The sequence below is a fragment of the Myxococcus sp. MISCRS1 genome, assembly GCF_026626605.1.
GTDB classification, from domain to species: Bacteria; Myxococcota; Myxococcia; order Myxococcales; family Myxococcaceae; genus Myxococcus; species Myxococcus fulvus.
Genome location: NZ_JAPNKB010000001.1, coordinates 10,568,213 through 10,584,915, shown reverse-complemented (window position 1 = coordinate 10,584,915; position 16,703 = coordinate 10,568,213). Strand labels below are relative to the sequence as shown.

Annotated in this window: 15 protein-coding genes; 12 read left to right on the top strand and 3 right to left on the bottom strand. The window is 69.0% G+C overall.

The features are described from left to right. The first annotated feature begins 68 nt into the window (after positions 1 to 68). From OWM54_RS42050 to OWM54_RS42030, 5 genes are all read left to right on the top strand, one after another. A complete protein-coding gene (locus OWM54_RS42050; protein ID WP_046713813.1) occupies positions 69 to 767 on the top strand; it encodes a CoA transferase subunit A in 699 nt (232 codons plus the stop codon). 7 nt (positions 768 to 774) lie between these two features. Further along, complete coding sequence (locus tag OWM54_RS42045; protein ID WP_223748569.1) at positions 775 to 1,431, top strand: CoA transferase subunit B; 657 nt, start codon at positions 775 to 777, stop codon at positions 1,429 to 1,431. 68 nt (positions 1,432 to 1,499) lie between these two features. After that, positions 1,500 to 1,883, top strand: a complete 384-nt coding sequence (locus tag OWM54_RS42040) for a TIGR02266 family protein (protein ID WP_141330444.1) — start codon at positions 1,500 to 1,502, stop codon at positions 1,881 to 1,883. Positions 1,884 to 1,919: 36 nt separating this feature from the next. Next, positions 1,920 to 3,221, top strand: a complete 1,302-nt coding sequence (locus OWM54_RS42035; protein WP_267700963.1) for a class I SAM-dependent RNA methyltransferase — start codon at positions 1,920 to 1,922, stop codon at positions 3,219 to 3,221. Further along, positions 3,221 to 4,618, top strand: a complete 1,398-nt coding sequence (locus tag OWM54_RS42030; RefSeq protein WP_267700961.1) for a vWA domain-containing protein — start codon at positions 3,221 to 3,223, stop codon at positions 4,616 to 4,618. The genes OWM54_RS42035 and OWM54_RS42030 overlap by 1 nt, the downstream gene beginning before the upstream one ends. Before the next feature lie 12 nt (positions 4,619 to 4,630). Here OWM54_RS42030 and OWM54_RS43485 read toward each other — a convergent pair whose 3' ends face one another. From OWM54_RS43485 to OWM54_RS42020, 3 genes are all read right to left on the bottom strand, one after another. Next, positions 4,631 to 5,041, bottom strand: a complete 411-nt coding sequence (locus OWM54_RS43485) for a DUF4236 domain-containing protein (RefSeq protein WP_420715368.1) — start codon at positions 5,039 to 5,041, stop codon at positions 4,631 to 4,633. 768 nt (positions 5,042 to 5,809) lie between these two features. Then, a complete protein-coding gene (locus OWM54_RS42025) occupies positions 5,810 to 6,772 on the bottom strand; it encodes a bifunctional helix-turn-helix transcriptional regulator/GNAT family N-acetyltransferase (protein ID WP_267700959.1) in 963 nt (320 codons plus the stop codon). A gap of 83 nt (positions 6,773 to 6,855) precedes the next feature. Continuing rightward, positions 6,856 to 9,828: an ELWxxDGT repeat protein gene (locus OWM54_RS42020; RefSeq protein ID WP_267700957.1), complete on the bottom strand. Its 2,973-nt coding sequence runs from the start codon at positions 9,826 to 9,828 to the stop codon at positions 6,856 to 6,858. A 394-nt stretch (positions 9,829 to 10,222) separates the two neighbouring features. Here OWM54_RS42020 and OWM54_RS42015 point away from each other — a divergent pair, with 394 nt between their 5' ends. From OWM54_RS42015 to OWM54_RS41985, 7 genes are all read left to right on the top strand, one after another. After that, positions 10,223 to 10,750, top strand: a complete 528-nt coding sequence (locus OWM54_RS42015; RefSeq protein WP_267700956.1) for a hypothetical protein — start codon at positions 10,223 to 10,225, stop codon at positions 10,748 to 10,750. A 73-nt stretch (positions 10,751 to 10,823) separates the two neighbouring features. Continuing rightward, positions 10,824 to 12,212: a tRNA (N6-isopentenyl adenosine(37)-C2)-methylthiotransferase MiaB gene (gene miaB / locus OWM54_RS42010; RefSeq protein ID WP_141330456.1), complete on the top strand. Its 1,389-nt coding sequence runs from the start codon at positions 10,824 to 10,826 to the stop codon at positions 12,210 to 12,212. 3 nt (positions 12,213 to 12,215) lie between these two features. After that, a complete protein-coding gene (locus OWM54_RS42005) occupies positions 12,216 to 12,731 on the top strand; it encodes a gamma carbonic anhydrase family protein (RefSeq protein ID WP_254040353.1) in 516 nt (171 codons plus the stop codon). 39 nt (positions 12,732 to 12,770) lie between these two features. Then, the gene (locus OWM54_RS42000; RefSeq protein WP_141330461.1) at positions 12,771 to 13,241 is read left to right on the top strand and encodes a cyclic nucleotide-binding domain-containing protein; all 471 of its coding nucleotides are present in this window, start codon (positions 12,771 to 12,773) and stop codon (positions 13,239 to 13,241) included. A 28-nt stretch (positions 13,242 to 13,269) separates the two neighbouring features. After that, complete coding sequence (locus tag OWM54_RS41995) at positions 13,270 to 14,289, top strand: hypothetical protein (RefSeq protein ID WP_267700955.1); 1,020 nt, start codon at positions 13,270 to 13,272, stop codon at positions 14,287 to 14,289. 16 nt (positions 14,290 to 14,305) lie between these two features. Beyond that, positions 14,306 to 15,145: a DedA family protein gene (locus OWM54_RS41990; protein ID WP_223783312.1), complete on the top strand. Its 840-nt coding sequence runs from the start codon at positions 14,306 to 14,308 to the stop codon at positions 15,143 to 15,145. A gap of 156 nt (positions 15,146 to 15,301) precedes the next feature. Beyond that, positions 15,302 to 16,693: an MATE family efflux transporter gene (locus OWM54_RS41985; RefSeq protein WP_267700954.1), complete on the top strand. Its 1,392-nt coding sequence runs from the start codon at positions 15,302 to 15,304 to the stop codon at positions 16,691 to 16,693. Positions 16,694 to 16,703: the final 10 nt, after the last annotated feature.

Here is a 16,703-nt window from a genome sequence, read left to right as displayed (position 1 = left end):
CACGGGGAGAGGGGCGGGGTGAGGGCCTTCGACGGGCCTTCACCCCGTTTCCGTTATCAGGAGGGCGCATGAACAAGGTCTACGCGAGCGCGGACGAGGCGGTCGCCGACATCCCGGACGGCTGTACGCTGATGAGCGGCGGCTTCGGGTTGTGTGGCAACCCCGAGAATCTCATCGAGGCGATTCATCGCAAGGGCGTGAAGAACCTCACCATCATCTCCAACAACTGCGGCACCACCGAGCTCGGGCTGGGCATCCTGCTCCAGAACAAGCAGGTGAAGAAGATGGTGTCGAGCTACGTGGGGGAGAACAAGGAGTTCGAGCGCCAGTTCCTCTCCGGCGAGCTGGACGTGGAGCTCAACCCGCAGGGCACGCTGGCCGAGCGCATCCGCGCCGGCGGCTGCGGCATCGGCGGGTTCTTCACGCCGACGGGCGCGGGCACCCAGGTGGCCGAGGGCAAGGAGACGCGCGTCATCGACGGGCGGCTGCACGTGCTGGAGACGCCGCTGAAGGCGGACTTCGCCATCATCCACGCGGCCAAGGCGGACACGTGGGGCAACCTGGTGTTCAACAAGACCGCGCGCAACTTCTCCCCGATGATGTGCATGGCGGCCAAGGTCACCATCGTCGAGGCGGAGGAGATTGTTCAGCCGGGCGAGCTGGACCCCGACCAGGTGCACATCCCGAGCATCTTCGTGAAGCGCATCGTCCAGGCGAAGAACCTCCAGAAGTGGATCGAGCGGCGCACCGTCCGCAAGACGGCCTGAGGACCCCATGCCACTGACTCGTGAACAGCTTGCGAAGCGCATCGCCCAGGAGCTGCGGGACGGCTTCTACGTGAACCTGGGCATCGGCATCCCCACGCTCGTCCCCAACTACATCCCTGAGGGCGTGGAGGTGGTGCTCCAGTCGGAGAACGGCCTGCTCGGCATCGGGCCCTATCCCGAGGCGGGCAAGGAAGACCCGGACCTCATCAACGCGGGCAAGGAGACGGTGACGACGGTGAAGGGCGCGTCGTTCTTCGACTCGGCGCTGTCGTTCGGGATGATCCGCGGGGGCCACATCGACATGGCCGTCCTGGGCGCGATGGAGGTCTCCGAGGAGGGGGACCTGGCGAACTGGATGATCCCCGGGAAGATGATCAAGGGCATGGGCGGGGCCATGGACCTGGCGGTGGGCGCCAAGCGCATCTACGTGGCCATGGAGCACGCGAACAAGGAGGGTCAGCCGAAGATCCTCAAGAAGTGCTCGCTGCCGCTGACGGGCCTCAAGTGCGTGCACCACATCGTCACGGACCACGCCTACATCGACGTGACGCCGGAGGGCCTGGTGCTGCGCGAGGTGGCCCCGGGCGTGACGGTGGAGCTGGTGCAGAAGCTCACCGAGCCCAAGCTGAAGATCGCCCCGGACGTGCGCGAGATGAAAGTCTGAGCGACCGAGGCTAAGGTGCGCCGCTGGGGGAGGGTGGTACGGACGACTTCCCCGGCGGAGCCCCTCGAATGGCCGACACCTCGGAGAAGCAGAACCCCATCGACCACCGCGCGCCGCGGGTGGAGTACGAGCTGCCGGTGGCATACCGGAGCGTGGCGGGGTTCGTGACGGACTGGGCCGTCAACCTGTCGCGAGGCGGGCTCTACATCAACACCGACAAGCCCCTGCCGGTGGACACGGTGGTGAAGCTGCTGGTGACGTTGCCGGGGGCGCACTTCCCGGTGGAGTTGAAGGGCCGGGTGACGCGCACCAACGCGCTCGGCGCCGCGTCCTCCCAGTCCCCGGGGATGGCGGTGGAGTTCCTGGACGTTGACGACGACAAGCGGTCGCGGATCGGCGAGTTCGTGGAGCGGTTGCGCTCGGAGCTCCCGTCGGACGCGACCCGGAAGTAGGGCGGCCCGCCTGAGGGCGCCCCATCGAGCGCCTGCATGCTGCCCCTCCCCGAGACACCCATTCCACTGGTCATCGAGCGCCTCGGGCAGCTCGGCGAAGGCGTCGCGTCCTGGCAGGGGCGCACCGTCTTCATCCCGGGCGCGTTTCCCGGCGACACCGTCCGCGTCCACCTGGAAACACAGGGACGGGTGCTGCGCGGGGTGCTGCGCGAGGTCGTCGCCCCGGGGCCGGCCCGGCGTCCGGCGCCGTGCACCCTGGCCGGAGAGTGTGGTGGGTGTGACTGGTTGGGGCTCGCGGAGTCCGCGCAGCGTGAGGCGAAGCAGGAGATCGTCCTCTCGACGCTCGAGCACCTGGGGCACCTGCGGCGCGAGGACTTCACCGTCCGGCCGCTGATGGTGGCGCCTCGGGACTGGGGCTACCGGCGGCGCGCGGTGCTGCACCCGGCGGGCAAGGGAACGCTCGGGTACTTCAGCCGGCGCAGCCATGAGCGGCTCGCGGTGTCCGAGTGTGGCGCGTTGACGCCCGTGCTGACGGCGCTGCCCGGGAAGCTGGTGCCGCTGCTCAAGCCGCTGGCGAAGGACACCGAGGAGGTGTTGCTGCTGGCCGAGGGCGACAAGGCGGCCTTCGCGGTGACGTTGACGGGGCCGGTGACGGCGCGGCACCTGGAGGCCGCGGAGGGCGCGGTCCGGGCGCTGCGGTTGGAAGGGGCGGTGCTGGTGCCGAAGGAGGGCTCGCCGAGGCTGGTGGGCAGGCCGGTGCTGCGCTCGCTCTCGCCGTTGCGGCCGGAGGTGCCGTTGTATCTGCGACCGGATGCCTTTGCCCAGGCGCACGCGGAGGCGAACGTGGGGCTGGTGACGTCGGCCATCTTCGAGCTGGCGGGGCGGGACGAGGAGTCGGTGCTGGAGCTGTATTCGGGCAACGGCAACTTCACGTTCCCGTTGGCGGCGGGCGTCCAGTCGGTGCTCGGGGTGGAGTCGAGCCCGGTGGGCGTGGAGCTGGCGCAGCGCAGTGCCCGTGAGGCGGGCGTGAGCAACGTGCGCTTCGTCCAGGGTGATGCGCGGAAGGTGTGCGACGGGCTGGTGGCCGAGGGGCGTCGGTTCGACGTGTGCCTGGCGGACCCGCCTCGCGCCGGGGCTCCGGGGCTGGCGAAGTGGATGGTGGCGCTGGGGGTCCGGCGGGTGGTGTACGTGGCGTGTGACCCGGCCTCGCTGGCGCGGGACGCGGCGGGGTTGGTGGAGGCGGGCTATCGGCCCGTGGCGCTGCAGGTGGTGGACATGTTCCCCCAGACGCACCACGTGGAGGCGGTGATGTCCTTCGAGCGGGTGGGGCAGGGCTGATGGACGCGCGCATCGTCGAGTTCGCGGAGGTGCTGCGGCAGAACGGCGTGCGGGTGAGCACGTCCGAGGTGCAGGACGCGCTGAAGGCGACGGCCGAGGTGGGGCTGACGGACCGGGCGCTGTTCCGGGCGGTACTGCGGACCACGCTGGTGAAGCGTGAGCTGGACGTGGACACGTTCAACCGCGCGTTCGACTTCTTCTTCTCGGGGGCGGCGGCGACGTTCGAGGCCATCGACAAGTCGCTGGCCGCGCAGCTCCAGGAGGAGGGGTATCTGGATGGGGATCTGCTGAAGATGGTCACCTACCAGATGAACCTGTTGTTGCCGGAGATGTCACCGCTGGCGCAGGCGGTGCTGGAGGGGGACAGGGCGCGGCTGGCGCAGATCTTCCGGATGGCGTCGCTGCAGTTGGACCTGTCGCAGTTGGAGAGTCCGTTGCAGACGGGGTTCTTCGCCCGGCGGATGCTGGCGGGGGCGGGCATCGACAAGGCCCGGTCCGACATGAAGTCGCTGGAGGCGGAGCTGAAGGCGCGTGGGTTGGCGCCGGAGGGCGTGGAGATCGTCTCGCGGCACGTGGCCGCGGCGATGCGGAAGATTGAAGACGCCGCGCGGCAGGAGGTGAAGCGTCAGGCGGAGGCTCGCATCCGTCGGCGGACGGACACGGCGCAGGACAAGCCGCTGCACCTGCTCACGCAGGCGGAGGTGGACCAGATGGAGTCCGCCGTGCGCACGCTGGCGGAGAAGCTGCGCAGCCGGTTGATTCGTCGGCAGCGCTCGCACCGCAAGGGGGCGCTCAATGTCCGCAGGACGCTGCGTCGGAACATGACGTGGGGTGGGGTGCCGATGGTGCCCCAGTTCCGCAGTCGCCGGCCCGAGCGTCCGGAGCTGGTGGTGCTGTGTGACGTGTCGGACTCGGTCCGGAACGCGTCGCGGATGATGCTGCTGTTCATGCACACGATGCAGTCGCTGTTCGTGCGCGTGCGCTCGTTCGTCTTCGTGTCCGACGTGGGCGAGGTAACGCAGTACTTCAACGACCTGGATGTGGACGAGGCCATCGACATGGCGACGGCGGGGAAGACGGTGTCCCTGAGCGCCAACTCGAACTATGGCCGCGCGCTGGCGGACTTCACCCGCGACCACCTGGGCAGCATCACCCGGCGGACCACGGTGATGGTGATTGGGGATGGGCGGAACAACTACAACGCGAACAACGTCTGGGCGCTGAAGGACTTGCGCCGCAAGGCGAAGCGCGTGCTGTGGATCTGCCCCGAGGAGCGCGGCAACTGGGGCATCGGTGACAGCGAGATGCTCACGTACGAGAAGCACTGCCACCAGGCCGTGGTGGTGACCTCCGTGTCTGACCTCGCGCGCATCGCGGACCAGCTCGTCCCGGCGTGATCACGCAGCGGGCTATCCTCCGCATGCGACACGGCATGCGCCATAGAAGAGCACGATGAGCAGCAGAAGCCCCCAGAGCGGCTGAAGTGCGGACCATCGCCGCGGCTCCAGGCATCCACAGCGAGGACATGGCTCTCGCCCACCGTTCGGAACCTCCGCATTGCACTCCTTGCAGGAGATGGAGGGCTCGGCCCTGGTCGACTGCTGGAGCGTTGCAGGGCGCGCGCGGCGACTGCCGCGCTTCGATGTGCCCGTCGTGTAGGAGAGTCCAGTCCCTGGGATGCTCAGCGTCGTCTTCACGCCTCGCGAGGAGACATTCGTCGTGAGGCCACGACGTCCGATGCTGAGGGAGACGCCCTTCTTCCCCAGGTTGGCGTGAACACCCGGCAGCAGCTTGATTCTCTTCCCGAATCGAAATCCCATCAGTGGACTCTCCTGACAGGCATTCCACGAGAAGTGGGCTCGGGACTCAACACGCGTCGGGCCAGGTCATCTACCTCTCTGGTGGTATTCCCTCCTCGCGCCTGGACACGAAGCCTGCATCGTTCACCTTCACGAAAGGAAGTGGATGATGATGCCTACGTTCGCCCCACGGACACGGGGAAATACCGCCACGGCAGGAGGGTCCGCTCACCGCTGGCCATACTCCATCGGCAAGCGTCTCCGTGACACGCCACACCTCGGTCGCATCTACCAGTGCTTCCGATACGGAAGAGCAGAGGCTGAAGCGAACCATCCATGCGTCCTGGTAGCCCCCACGGAGAGGAACTCCAAACCGCAGGCGAACTGGCGCGTTGTGCTGACGTCCAGCACGGACCCATCCGGCTGGTCTCTCGAAGTGGAGCACGCTCCGGGGACAGAGGTCACCGAGGAACTCGCTCTCGCCGAGTTGGAAGCGCTCTTCGCGGACGCGCAAGACCTGACCGTTGTCGCCTCGCTCGAACCAGAACTGCTTCATCACCTTCTCACGAAGGGAACTTTCGCTTGTATCGCGAAGCCTTCTGCGACTGTTTCGGCGATGAAGGGATGGTGGCAACGATTGCGCTCCTGGGTCTGAATGGCCAGGAGCCAATGTCCCAGCTCGCGGGTTCCCGAATGGATGCGCCCGTGGGCTTGGGGCCGATGTAGCGCATGCGAGCGAACGACCGTGGGGTGAACATGCGGTTGGGCTTCACGGTCCGGGCAGGGGACTCACGGACGTGTCCTCGGCTGATACGACATCGCCACATCACAACGTTCGTAGCGTGCGCCGAATCGCCGCATGATGTCGGCGTCGTGCACGAAGCCCAGCTTCTCGTAGAGGTGGATGGCCGGCGCGCACTTCTTGTTCGTCAGCAGGTAGATCTTGTCCATGCCCAGGCTGGACGCCCGCTCCAGCGTCTTGGCGAGCAGGAACTCACCGACCTTCAACCCGCGCGCGCTCTTCAGCACGCCCATCTTGGTCAGCTCCACCCAGCCGTCCTTCGACACCATCAGCGCGCACGTGCCGACGACGCCCAACTGGGGCGTCTCCGCGAACAACACCACGCCGCCCTTGTCGAGGATCAATTCGCGCGGCTTCGACAGCAGCGCGATGTCGTTCTCCTCGAGCTTGAACATCTCCTGGATCCACTCGGCGTTGATGCGATGGAACGCCTCCGCCTGGTCATCGGAGAAGTCGCGCACCCACATCGCGGGCGGCCGCGCGGTCTCGACCCGCTTCAGCATCGAGGACTCGGCCAGCCGCGCCTCCACCTTCGCCAGCCCCAGCATGAAGTCACCCGAGAGCCCCTCGACCAACGCGGCTGCGGCGGGCTCGATGCGCGCCAGCAATTGCGTCTGGACCCGGGCCAGCAACGCCTCGCCCTGGTCCGTCAGCGCCAGCACCTTCGCGCGCTGATCGTCCGGCGAGCGCCGCGTCTCGATGAACTCCTCCAGCGACCCGAGCGCCCGCGTCACCGTCGGCTGCGCCACACCCAGACGCTCCGCCACCTCGCCCACCGTCATTGGCCCGTGCAGCCGCAGCGTCATCAACAACGACATCTGCGCGGGCATCACCGGCAGATCCAACGAACGGGCCACCTCTCCCGCGTCGGCCTGCATCCGCTCCGCCAACCGCTTGAGACGACTGCCCAGGAAACCCACGCCGAGCCCCGCGAGGAAATCGACTTCCATGCCGCACCTCCCATTCATAGCGCGATATATAGCTAGCTATATACCCAATTGATTGCAAGGAGGGTTTTCGGCGGGGCGAGGCGTCAGGGCTCCTCGGACACCTCACGAGAACGCCGCCGCGCCAGGCCGAGCAGCCCCAACAGCGCCATCGTCCAAGGGAGCGAAGAAGCACCGCTCTGGCAGCCGCAGCCACTGTCGTCTGGGGGTTCCGGGGGAGGCACTCCCGCATCTGGCGGGGTGGGGCCCGCGTCCGGCTGGGACGTTCCCGTCACCGTCACCGAGAAGGTGCAGGTGCCCTCATTGCCCGCGGCATCCGTGGCGGTGAAGGTCACCGACGTCGCGCCGATGGGAAAGGTCGTGCCGGACGCGTGGGTCGACTCGAGCACGGGCGGTTCTCCCGAGTCATCGTACGCCGCCGCGCTCTCGAAGGAGACCGACGCCCCCTGGTTGCTGGTGGTGGTCACCTCCCGCGGAGGCGGGCACCGGAGCCTGGGCGCGAAGGTATCGGCGAGGAGCCCCCGCAGCCTGTAGAGGCCCATGCCCGTCCCATCATCGGCCTGGAAGTAGAGCGTCGAGCCCACCCTCGTGAGCTTCTCCGGCTGGGATGAGCGCGGTCCTTCGACCACGTCCGCGACCAGCGTCGGCGTCCCGTCGGCCGAGTCCAGGCGCCACAGCTCGCGCCCCTTCGTGGGGCTGTAGGCGGCGAAGAGCAGGGGCCCCTCGGGAGACACCCACATGAAGCCATTGGGGTTGGACGAGCCCGGGCCGGGGACGAGGTCCGCGACCCGCACGGTGCCCGAGTCACTCCCATCCGTCCGCCACGGCTCGCGTCCTCCCTCCGCGTCCTGGCCCGCGAAGTAGAGCGCATCCCCCCAGGCGATGAAGCCTCCGTCGTCCCACCCGTACTCGACGCCCCTCCGGAGCGTCGCCGCGCGAAGCCTCGTGGTGCCGGCCTCGGTTCCATCCGACTTCCAGAGCGTGGTGACCCCGTCCGCTCCCGTGGCCCAGAAGTAGACGTGGTCCTTCCACGCGAAGAGCCGCTCGGGCGCCGAGCCCTCCCCGCCGGGACGAAGGTCCGCCACGCGAACGGTGCCGGCGGCGGTTCCATCCGACTTCCACAGCTCGCGCCCCGCGTCGCCATCCCGGGCGGAGAACAGCGTCAGCGAGCCCAGCCCGGTGAAGTCGGCGGGCTCCGCGCCCACCGCGCCGAGGAACGTCGTGACACCCGGCTGGCCCGTGCTCGTCCAGAGCCCCTGGACATCGGGCTGGCCCGGAGCCTGTCCCCTGAACCACAGCCCCCCGTTCACGAAAGCGGCATGGGAGACATTCGCGGGAGCCGCTTCGACGAGAACGGTTCCCGCCTCCGTGCCATCCGTCTGCCAGAGCTGACGCCCCGGGAGGAAAGCCCGGTCTCCCGCGGGGATGAGGGAGCCCGGAGCCAGGCCGGCCACGTTCAAGGGATGAATGCCCTGGGACGTATCGTCCGTGGCCCAGAGGGAGCTCGCGGAGGTGAGGAGGAGCCGCCCGTTGACCGGGGCCATCCCAATCCAACTGTTGAGGCTGGCGCTCGACACGTGAAGGGTCCGGATGCCCGGAGGGGGGCCCTCCACGCGCCAGAGGGCCTGGCCGATGCCCCCGGGATGCGCCGTGACGAAGAGCCGCTCGTCCTGCGCCAGGAGCTGGAGGGCCGTGCCCTTTCCCCGTCGGGGCGTCGGGTCCGAGACGCGCTGGGTCCCATTCACCGAGCCATCCGAGGACCACAGCTCCAGTCCGTACTCGACATCGGAGGGGCCGAAGGCGGTGAAGAGCAGCTTGCCTCCGAAGGCGACGGAGTCCCGCCGGAGGTCGAGGACGACGAAGTTCTCCACAGAGGTCAGCTGCCCCAGCACATGGGTCCCCGCCGCAGTGCCATCCGTCCTCCACAGGGCCGGCCCGCTGGACTCGCCGTAGAAGAAGAGCGCGTCGCCCGCGGGAACGAGGCCCGGGCTCATGCCGATTCCCCCGGAGTTGTTCGGCGGGAGGTCACCAATAAGCGCACTGCCGGCGAGCGTCCCGTCCGAAGACCAGAGCCGGCAATGTCCCTGATGGATGCCCAGGTTGTCACAGGCCTGGAAGTAGAGCTTCGTCCCCAGCACGCTGGGCTTGCGCGGCGCGGAGGAGTCTGCCCCCGGGATGAGGTCGAGAATCTGGGTGGTCGCCGCCGTCCCCTCGGTCCGGCACAGCTCCTGCCCCGTGGCCTCGCTCTGGCACGGAAAGTAGGCCGCTCCTTGCAGGACGGTCAGCTCGACCGCGAGCCCCGAACCGGTGGCGTCTTCTCCCAGCGACGCGAAGGGATGCAGGAGGAGCGTCCCCGCCTCGGTCCCATCGCTCGAATACAGCCGGCGAACGCTCGTCCCGTCACCCGTCGTCGCCGAGAACACCACGCGGCCCGCGATGCTCCCCAGGATTCGAGGCGACGCGCTCGCCGTGCCAGGCACCAGGTCGGTGACCACCTTCGTCCCCGCGGGAGTCCCGTCCGTCAGGCACAGCTCGCCACCCGAGGCCGCGGACTCGCAGGCGAAGTAGAGCTTCCCGCCCACGTCCTGGGCCTGGACGGGGGCGACCTCCTTCATCGAGACCTGCGCGAGCTCCTGCGTGCCCTGGGCAGTGCCATCCGAGCGATAGAGACGGCCCTCCGACGAGAAGTAGAGCGCACCGTCGAAGGCGACCGGGGGCGTTGCCACCTCCGGCAGGCCGAGCATGCCCACCCAACGCGTCCCCTCGGGCGTGCCATCCGTGGTCCAGAGTCCTTCCTGGCCCAACCACCAGGCCTGGGGGCCGAGGACCACCATCCGCGGCGGGGGACTCCAGCCGCCGATGTCGGGCGTCATGGACGCAGGCCGCCACTTGAGCGTCCGGAGGAGGTGGGTTCCCTCGCTCGTGCCGTCCGTTCGATACAGCGCCCGGGAGTTCTCTCCAAAGAAGAGGGCGTACCCGCCCAGGGTGGTCAGCGCCATGGGCCCGGTGTGGACGCGCTGCCGGGAGCTCGAGAAGTCCGCCAGCCGCTGAACCGTCACGAGCGGTTGAGCCTGAGCCCCGGTCGGCTCGCGCTGAGTCGGGAGGGGCCCGCCCTCCGTGCAGCCCGACAGGGCCCCCAGCAGTCCCATGATCCACACCCCAGACACCGCACCATTCGTCATCCGAGTGGACATTGAGTGATCTCTACCTTGGTTCGGCTGGGCTTGTTGTTGGAGGGACGGGAGCGACCACCGGCTCACCGCGCGGCGTGCATTTCGTGAGCACCTCCGCAGATACGCGCCAGGATGGGAACATGGGTCACCCGCCAGTGGAGGAAGCGAGGGGACTGAGCCCCGGATGCCGACACGCCCCCACCCGAGGTCCACGCTCCACGAGCCTACCGTGGCGCACCGGGCCCTGTTACACATCCCCGCGATTTCCCCAGGAGCGCCCATGGCCCCCTCTCTCTTCGACGACCACGGCTACCAGGACGTCCCCAACCGCGAGGTCCACAGCACGGACCTCTCCGCGGCGGATGACCGGACCCTCCGCATGGCCACGCCCCGCGTGGACGCCTCGCTGCTCGACGCCCTGGTGCGCTTCCAGGAGTCCTTCCTCGCCCACGCGGGCTCCGACCTCAGCGCCGAGGCCCTCGCCACCGCCCACCGCCAGGCCCAGGACGCCTCCGGCCTGGACGCCAAGACGCTGGAGCAGGGCGTGTCCCTGCTGCGCGCCTTCGGAGGCCGCCGGTGGACGGCTCGCAAGCTGGACGACAAGCTGCGTCAGCTCGAATCCCAGCCCGCGAGCCCCCAGACGGACGAGCTGCGGACCCGCCTGCGAGGGGAGCTGGTCAAGCAGGAGCGGGCCACGGACGCCCTGGCGCGCCGCTATGGGGAGGACACCCTGGCGCTCCTCAAGGCCCACGAGGCGCGGCTGGTGGACCTGCACACCCGGATGACCGGCCTCTTCAGCCAGGGATGACCGCCGTCCCCGGTTCGGTTGATTTCCACGCCCGGCCGTCGCATAAGGGCACGTTCTTGCTCAGAGAAATCCCATGAAGCGCTACTTCATCCACACCTTCGGCTGCCAGATGAACGTCAACGACTCGCTCCGCATGAGCGAGGTGCTGGCGAAGATGTCCTACGAGCCGACGCCGGTGCCGGAGAACGCCGACCTCATCATCCTCAACACCTGCTCCATCCGCGAGAAGGCCGAGGACAAGATGCTGTCCGCGCTGGGCCGCTACAAGCCGGTGAAGGCCAGCCGCGGCGCGCTCATCGGCGTGGGCGGCTGCGTGGCCCAGCAGGAGAAGGACCGCCTCATCAAGAAGGTGCCGTACCTGGACTTCGTCTTCGGCCCCGACAACATCGCGCGCCTGCCGGACATCATCGGCCGCGTCGAGTCGGAGCGCGCGCGCGTCGTCGAGACGGCCTTCGTCGACTCCGAGGAGTACGTCTTCCCGCGCGCCGACCCGGAGACGTCCCGCGGCAAGGTCACCGAGTTCGTCACGGTGATGAAGGGCTGCGACAACGTCTGCTCCTTCTGCATCGTGCCGCACACGCGCGGCCGCGAGGTGAGCCGCGCCTTCCCGGACGTGCTCCAGGAGGTGGACGGGCTGGCCAAGGTGGGCGTGCGCGAGGTGACGCTCATCGGGCAGAACGTGAACTCGTACCTGGGCGGCGTGTCCTTCGCCCAGCTGCTGCTGCGCTGCGCGGAGGTGCCGGGCATCGAGCGCGTGCGCTTCACCACCAGCCACCCGCATGACCTGTCGGACGAGCTCATCGAGGCGTTCCGCACGCAGCCCAAGATCGCCCCGCACTTCCACCTGCCCGTGCAGTGCGGGAGTGATCGCATCCTGAAGATGATGCGCCGCGACTACACCGTGGAGCAGTACCTGGAGCGGCTGCGGAAGCTGCGCGACGCGCGGCCCGGCATCGCCGTCACCACCGACATCATCGTGGGCTTCCCCGGCGAGACGGAGGAGGACTTCGAGATGACGATGAAGCTGACCGAGCAGGTCCGCTTCGACAACCAGTTCTCCTTCATCTACAGCCCGCGTCCCAAGACGGGCGCCGCGCTGCGCGAGAAGGACTGGGGCCCGGTGGAGCACGAGGTGAAGATCGCCCGCCTGGAGCGCCTGCAGAAGCTGCAGCGCCGCATCAGCGCGGAGACCACCGCCGCCCTCGTGGGCACCGAGGTGGAGGTCATGGTGGAGGGCCACTCGCGCTACGACGCCGCCAAGCGCTTCGGCCGCACGCCGGAGAACCGCACCGTCAACTTCGACGGCGACGCCCCCGCGGGCGCGTTCGTCACGGTGAAGGTGGACCGCTCCACGCCCAACCAGCTCGCCGGCAAGCAGGTGGCGGTGCTGCAGCTGCCCACCGTGGAGCCGCTGCCCGTGCCGCGTCCCGACTCGCCGTTCCACGTCGTCGCGGAGGCCTGAGACATGGCGCTCAGGCCGTTTCGCGGCGTGCTGCCCACCGTCCACCCCAGCTGCTTCGTGGACGACTCCGCCCAGGTCGTGGGCGACGTGCACCTGGGCGAGGACTCCTCGGTGTGGATCAACACCGTGATGCGCGGGGACGTGAACCCCATCCGCATTGGCCAGCGCACCAACATCCAGGACCTGTCCCTCATCCACGTCACCGGCGGGCGCTCCAGCACCGTCGTCGGTGACGACGTGACGGTGGGGCACCACGTCGTGCTGCACGGCTGCACCGTGGGCAACCGCGTGCTCGTCGGGATGGGCGCCATCCTCCTGGACGACGTGGAGGTGGGGGACGACTGCATCATCGGCGCCGGGACGCTCTTGACGCCTGGGACGAAGATTCCCCCCGGCTCGCTCGTGGTGGGCTCCCCCGGCAAGGTGAAGCGCGCGGTGACTCCGGAAGAGCGGGAGTTCCTGTTGTTGTCCGCTCAGCACTACGTCCACATCGCCTCCGAGTACCGCGCCAGCCGTTGACTCGCCGGCCCGCGCGGCCCGTGTTAGGACCCTGGCACCATGGCTCTCGTGCCTGCGAACACCCTCAAGGCGTGCCCTCTCTTCAAGGGCTTCACCGACACCGGCATCCAGATCTTCGCGGGTGTGGCCGTGCCTCGGGCCTTCCCCAAGGGCACCGCGTTGTTCGTCGAGGGCAAGACGGGCGAGTCGCTCATCATCGTCGGCGAGGGCACGGTGCGGCTGAGCGCCAGGAGCCCCTCCGGCGAGGACGTGTCGCTGGGCGAGGTGGGCACGGGCGAACCCCTGGGCGAGCTGGCCCTGGTGCAGAAGGGTGAGCGGCTCTGCACCGCGACGGCCGTCACGGACGTGTCCGCGCTGGAGATTCGCGCGGCGGACTTCCAGAAGCTGCTGGCCACCAAGCCCCAGGCCTGCGTGAAGCTGCTGATGGGCATCGTCGGCTTCTTCGGCCAGAAGGCCCGGGACAACCGGGACATGATTCGCACCCTCATCGGAAAGGCGCCGGCCGCCTGAAGGGCGCGTGCTAGCCTTGGGGCTCCGTATGCGAGCCCCCCACCTGGCCGTCCTCCCACTGCTCGGGCTCCTGGCGTCGCCCCCGGCGGTCGCGGGGTCGACCGCCCAGGTTTCCATCGCCTCGGAGGAGGACTGGTTCGCCAGCCAGTACACCCCCGGTGGCCTGGAGGTGCGCGCGGATGTCCGCGTCTTCACGCTCTATGCGCTGCTCAACCGGGCGGGCTACGACGCGGGCCCCGTCGAGCGGGCCCACCCCGTCCCCGTCATCCGCTACACCCCCGCTCGCGCCCGGGTCCGCCAGGTGCTGGCCTCCGCGCCGGACGCCGTGCTCACCGAGGCCCGCGCGTACTTCGCCGCGCACCCGGAGCCGGTGGAGGTCTACCTGGCCCGCGTCCTGGGAGGACCGAAGGCTCCAGGCCGCGCCGCGAGCCTCACGGGGTTGGAGGAGTTGCTGGCCCGCGCCGAGCAGGAGTGGCCGGTGACGGCGCTGCGCGCGGAGACGCTGCCGGACTTCCGCTTCGAGCAGCGCGCCTGGCTCCCGCTGCTGGATGCCCCCGTCCAACAGGCCACGCGACTTCTGGGCCTGCCGGAAGGCGGGCCCGCCCCTCGGGTGGTGGTTAATCTGCTCGAGGCCGAGGGAAGCGTGCGACCGGTGGACACGGGGCAGGGGTGGGTGGTTGTGGTGGGACCTGTCACGCGCACGCCTGACGCCGAGCCGGTGGTGCGGGAGCTGGCGCGTGGGGTACTGAGCTCACGGCTGTCCGGCCGCCTGGGTGCTCGCTGGGCGGGTGGGGCGGCGGCGCTGAAGGATGCCCGGGCGAGGGGGGCGGGTGAGGGGACGGTCGACGAGTACGGGGTCGCGCTCCTGAGTCGGGCGCTGGCCCTGACGGCCACGGGGGCTCCGGCTGGGGCCTACGAAGCGGCCGGGCGCGACGGGTATTTCGGGTTGAAGACCCTGTCGCGGAGTTTTGAGGAGGCGCGCCCGGTTGATGCGTGGGCGCTGGATGGGCTGGCTCGGGCGGTGCCCCAGCAGGCCCCTCGGAAGTGAACGGACGGGACAACGCGTGCTTGATTTCCTCACCACCCTGCTTGGCGACTCCCAGGGCTTCATTGCCTACGCCATGGTCTTCGGCATCCTCGTGGCCTGTGGCCTGGGCGTGCCGCTGCCTGAAGACATCTCGCTCATCCTGGGCGGCTTCCTGGCCCACAAGGGCGCGGCGAGCCTGCCGGTGATGATGGTGGTCGGCTTCATGGGCATCCTGGTGGGCGACAGCCTCATCTTCTTCGCCGGCCGCAGGCTGGGCGGGAGGCTGGGGCGGGGCACCGGGGCCACCCAGGAGGCGCCGAAGGGCGGCGGAGGGTTCTTCGCGCGCATCGTCACGCCGGAGAAGCGCGCGCGCGTGGAGGGGCTCTTCGAGCGCCACGGGCAGAAGATCGTCTGCATCGCCCGCTTCATGCCGGGCGTGCGCGCGGTGACGTACTTCACCGCGGGCTCGGTGGGCATGTCCTACTGGCGCTTCATCTTCTGGGACGGCCTGGCCGCGCTGCTGTCCGCGCCGGTGTTCATCTGGCTCGGGTTCCACTTCGGTGGCGAGCTGGACATGCTCATCAGCAAGTTCAAGGAGGGCCAGTACACCGTCATGGGTGTGCTCGCCGTCGCCGCGGTGGGCTTCTTCCTGTGGCGCCGCAGCCGGAACAAGCGGCTGGCCGCCGCCCAGGCGCAGGGCAACACTGCGGTGACGTCCTCGCCCGTGTCCAACGACGAGCCCGCCGCGCCCACGTCCGGGCCCCGCAACACCGTGAAGGGCAGCGGCTCCGACCCGCTCTTCAAGGTCGCCTCCACGTCGTCGCCGGAGAAGGTGACCGTCTCGGTGGACCCGTCGCGCGAGTTGATGAAGCACTGAGGCCCGCGCCGCTCGCGCGACCATCGCGAGCGAGGCGAGGTGGTTTGAGCTCACAGGAGCCGCGAGGCTCTTGTGACGCGTGGCAGGCGAGCACGATGTGGCTGGCGACGCATTGCGGCGCCTGTTAGTCCCAGCCCGCGTTCATCGCGGCGACCCATGTCACTCTCGACTGCGCAGGACCCCGCCAGGATGGGGTTGTTCCGGCTCACGTGGCCGATACTCCTGGAGCTCCTCCTCTTCATGATGATGGGAACGGCGGACACGCTGATGCTCAGCGGTGTGTCCGACGACGCCGTCTCCGCGGTGGGGGTCGTCAATCAGTTCCTGTTCATCTGTCTGCTCATCATGGAGGTGATGAGCAACGGCGCCTCCGTCGTCGTGTCCCAGTACCTGGGCGCGCGGCGCTCCGAGGAGGCGGCGCGCATCGCCGCGGTGGGAATCACGTTGAACCTGCTGCTCGGCGTGACGGTGAGCGCGGGGCTGCTGCTGGGCGGGGACGCGCTGCTGGCGCGGATGAACCTGGAGGGCGTGGTGCTGGCGCAGGCCCGCACGTACATGGGCATCGCCGGAGGGTTCATCTTCCTCCAGGCGCTCATCAACGTGTGCTCCGCGCTCATCCGCACGTACGGCTTCACGCGTGAGTCCATGTTCATCGCGATGGGGATGAACGCGCTGCACGTGGGCGGCAACGCGCTGCTCATCTTCGGACTGCTGGGGCTGCCCCGGCTCGAGGTCGCGGGCGCGGCCATCTCCACGGTGGTGAGCCGCGCGCTGGCGCTCGTGGTGTTCATGTGGCTCTTGTACCGGGTGATGGACGTGCGGATGAAGGCGTGCGACTTCGTCCGGTTCACCTCGGACATGGTGCGGAAGATCCTCCGCGTGGGCGTGCCCTCCGCCGTCGAGCAGGGCACGTACCAGTGCTGCCAGGCGGTGTTCCTGTACTACGTGACGTTCCTGGGCTCGACGGCGCTGGCCTCCCGGCAGTACGCGAACGCCATCTCCCAGTACGTGTTCCTGTTCAGCCTGGCCGTCGGCATGGGCACGGCCATCATCGTGGGACGGCTGGTGGGCGCGCGCCGCGCGGAGGACGCGTACCGGCGGGTGCTCCAGAGCCTGAAGTGGGCGGTGGCCATCACCTTCCTCGTGGACGTGGCCGTCATCCTGGTCCGCGTGCCGCTGGTGGGCATGTTCACCCATGACGGCGACATCGTCCGGCTCACCACGCAGGTCATCGTGATCGGCTTGCTCCTGGAGACGGGGCGCTCGTTCAACCTGGTGCTGGTGAACGCGCTGCGCTCGGCGGGGGACGCGCCGTTCACCGTGTACATGGGCTTCCTGTCGATGGTCTGCATGAGCCTGCCGCTGGGCTACGTGCTCGTCTTCAAGCTCCACCTGGGGCTCGCGGGCGTGTGGCTGGCGGTCGCCGCGGATGAGTGGGTCCGCGGCATCTCCATGTGGGTCCGCTGGCGGTCTCGCATCTGGGAGCAGAAGTCGCTGGTCGAGCCCCAGGGCCCGGTGGCGGAAGCCCCCGTCGTCGTGGCGGCGTAGGCCCTGTTCC

Coding starts and splice junctions, on each gene's coding strand:
- OWM54_RS42030 (WP_267700961.1), top strand. CDS start 3,221: ATGGACGCGCGCATCGTCGAGTTCGCGGAGGTGCTGCGGCAGAACGGC.
- OWM54_RS41985 (WP_267700954.1), top strand. CDS start 15,302: ATGTCACTCTCGACTGCGCAGGACCCCGCCAGGATGGGGTTGTTCCGG.
- OWM54_RS42045 (WP_223748569.1), top strand. CDS start 775: ATGCCACTGACTCGTGAACAGCTTGCGAAGCGCATCGCCCAGGAGCTG.
- OWM54_RS42025 (WP_267700959.1), bottom strand. CDS start 6,772: ATGGAAGTCGATTTCCTCGCGGGGCTCGGCGTGGGTTTCCTGGGCAGT.
- miaB (WP_141330456.1), top strand. CDS start 10,824: ATGAAGCGCTACTTCATCCACACCTTCGGCTGCCAGATGAACGTCAAC.
- OWM54_RS41995 (WP_267700955.1), top strand. CDS start 13,270: ATGCGAGCCCCCCACCTGGCCGTCCTCCCACTGCTCGGGCTCCTGGCG.
- OWM54_RS42050 (WP_046713813.1), top strand. CDS start 69: ATGAACAAGGTCTACGCGAGCGCGGACGAGGCGGTCGCCGACATCCCG.
- OWM54_RS42005 (WP_254040353.1), top strand. CDS start 12,216: ATGGCGCTCAGGCCGTTTCGCGGCGTGCTGCCCACCGTCCACCCCAGC.
- OWM54_RS42035 (WP_267700963.1), top strand. CDS start 1,920: ATGCTGCCCCTCCCCGAGACACCCATTCCACTGGTCATCGAGCGCCTC.
- OWM54_RS42000 (WP_141330461.1), top strand. CDS start 12,771: ATGGCTCTCGTGCCTGCGAACACCCTCAAGGCGTGCCCTCTCTTCAAG.
- OWM54_RS42040 (WP_141330444.1), top strand. CDS start 1,500: ATGGCCGACACCTCGGAGAAGCAGAACCCCATCGACCACCGCGCGCCG.
- OWM54_RS42015 (WP_267700956.1), top strand. CDS start 10,223: ATGGCCCCCTCTCTCTTCGACGACCACGGCTACCAGGACGTCCCCAAC.
- OWM54_RS43485 (WP_420715368.1), bottom strand. CDS start 5,041: ATGGGATTTCGATTCGGGAAGAGAATCAAGCTGCTGCCGGGTGTTCAC.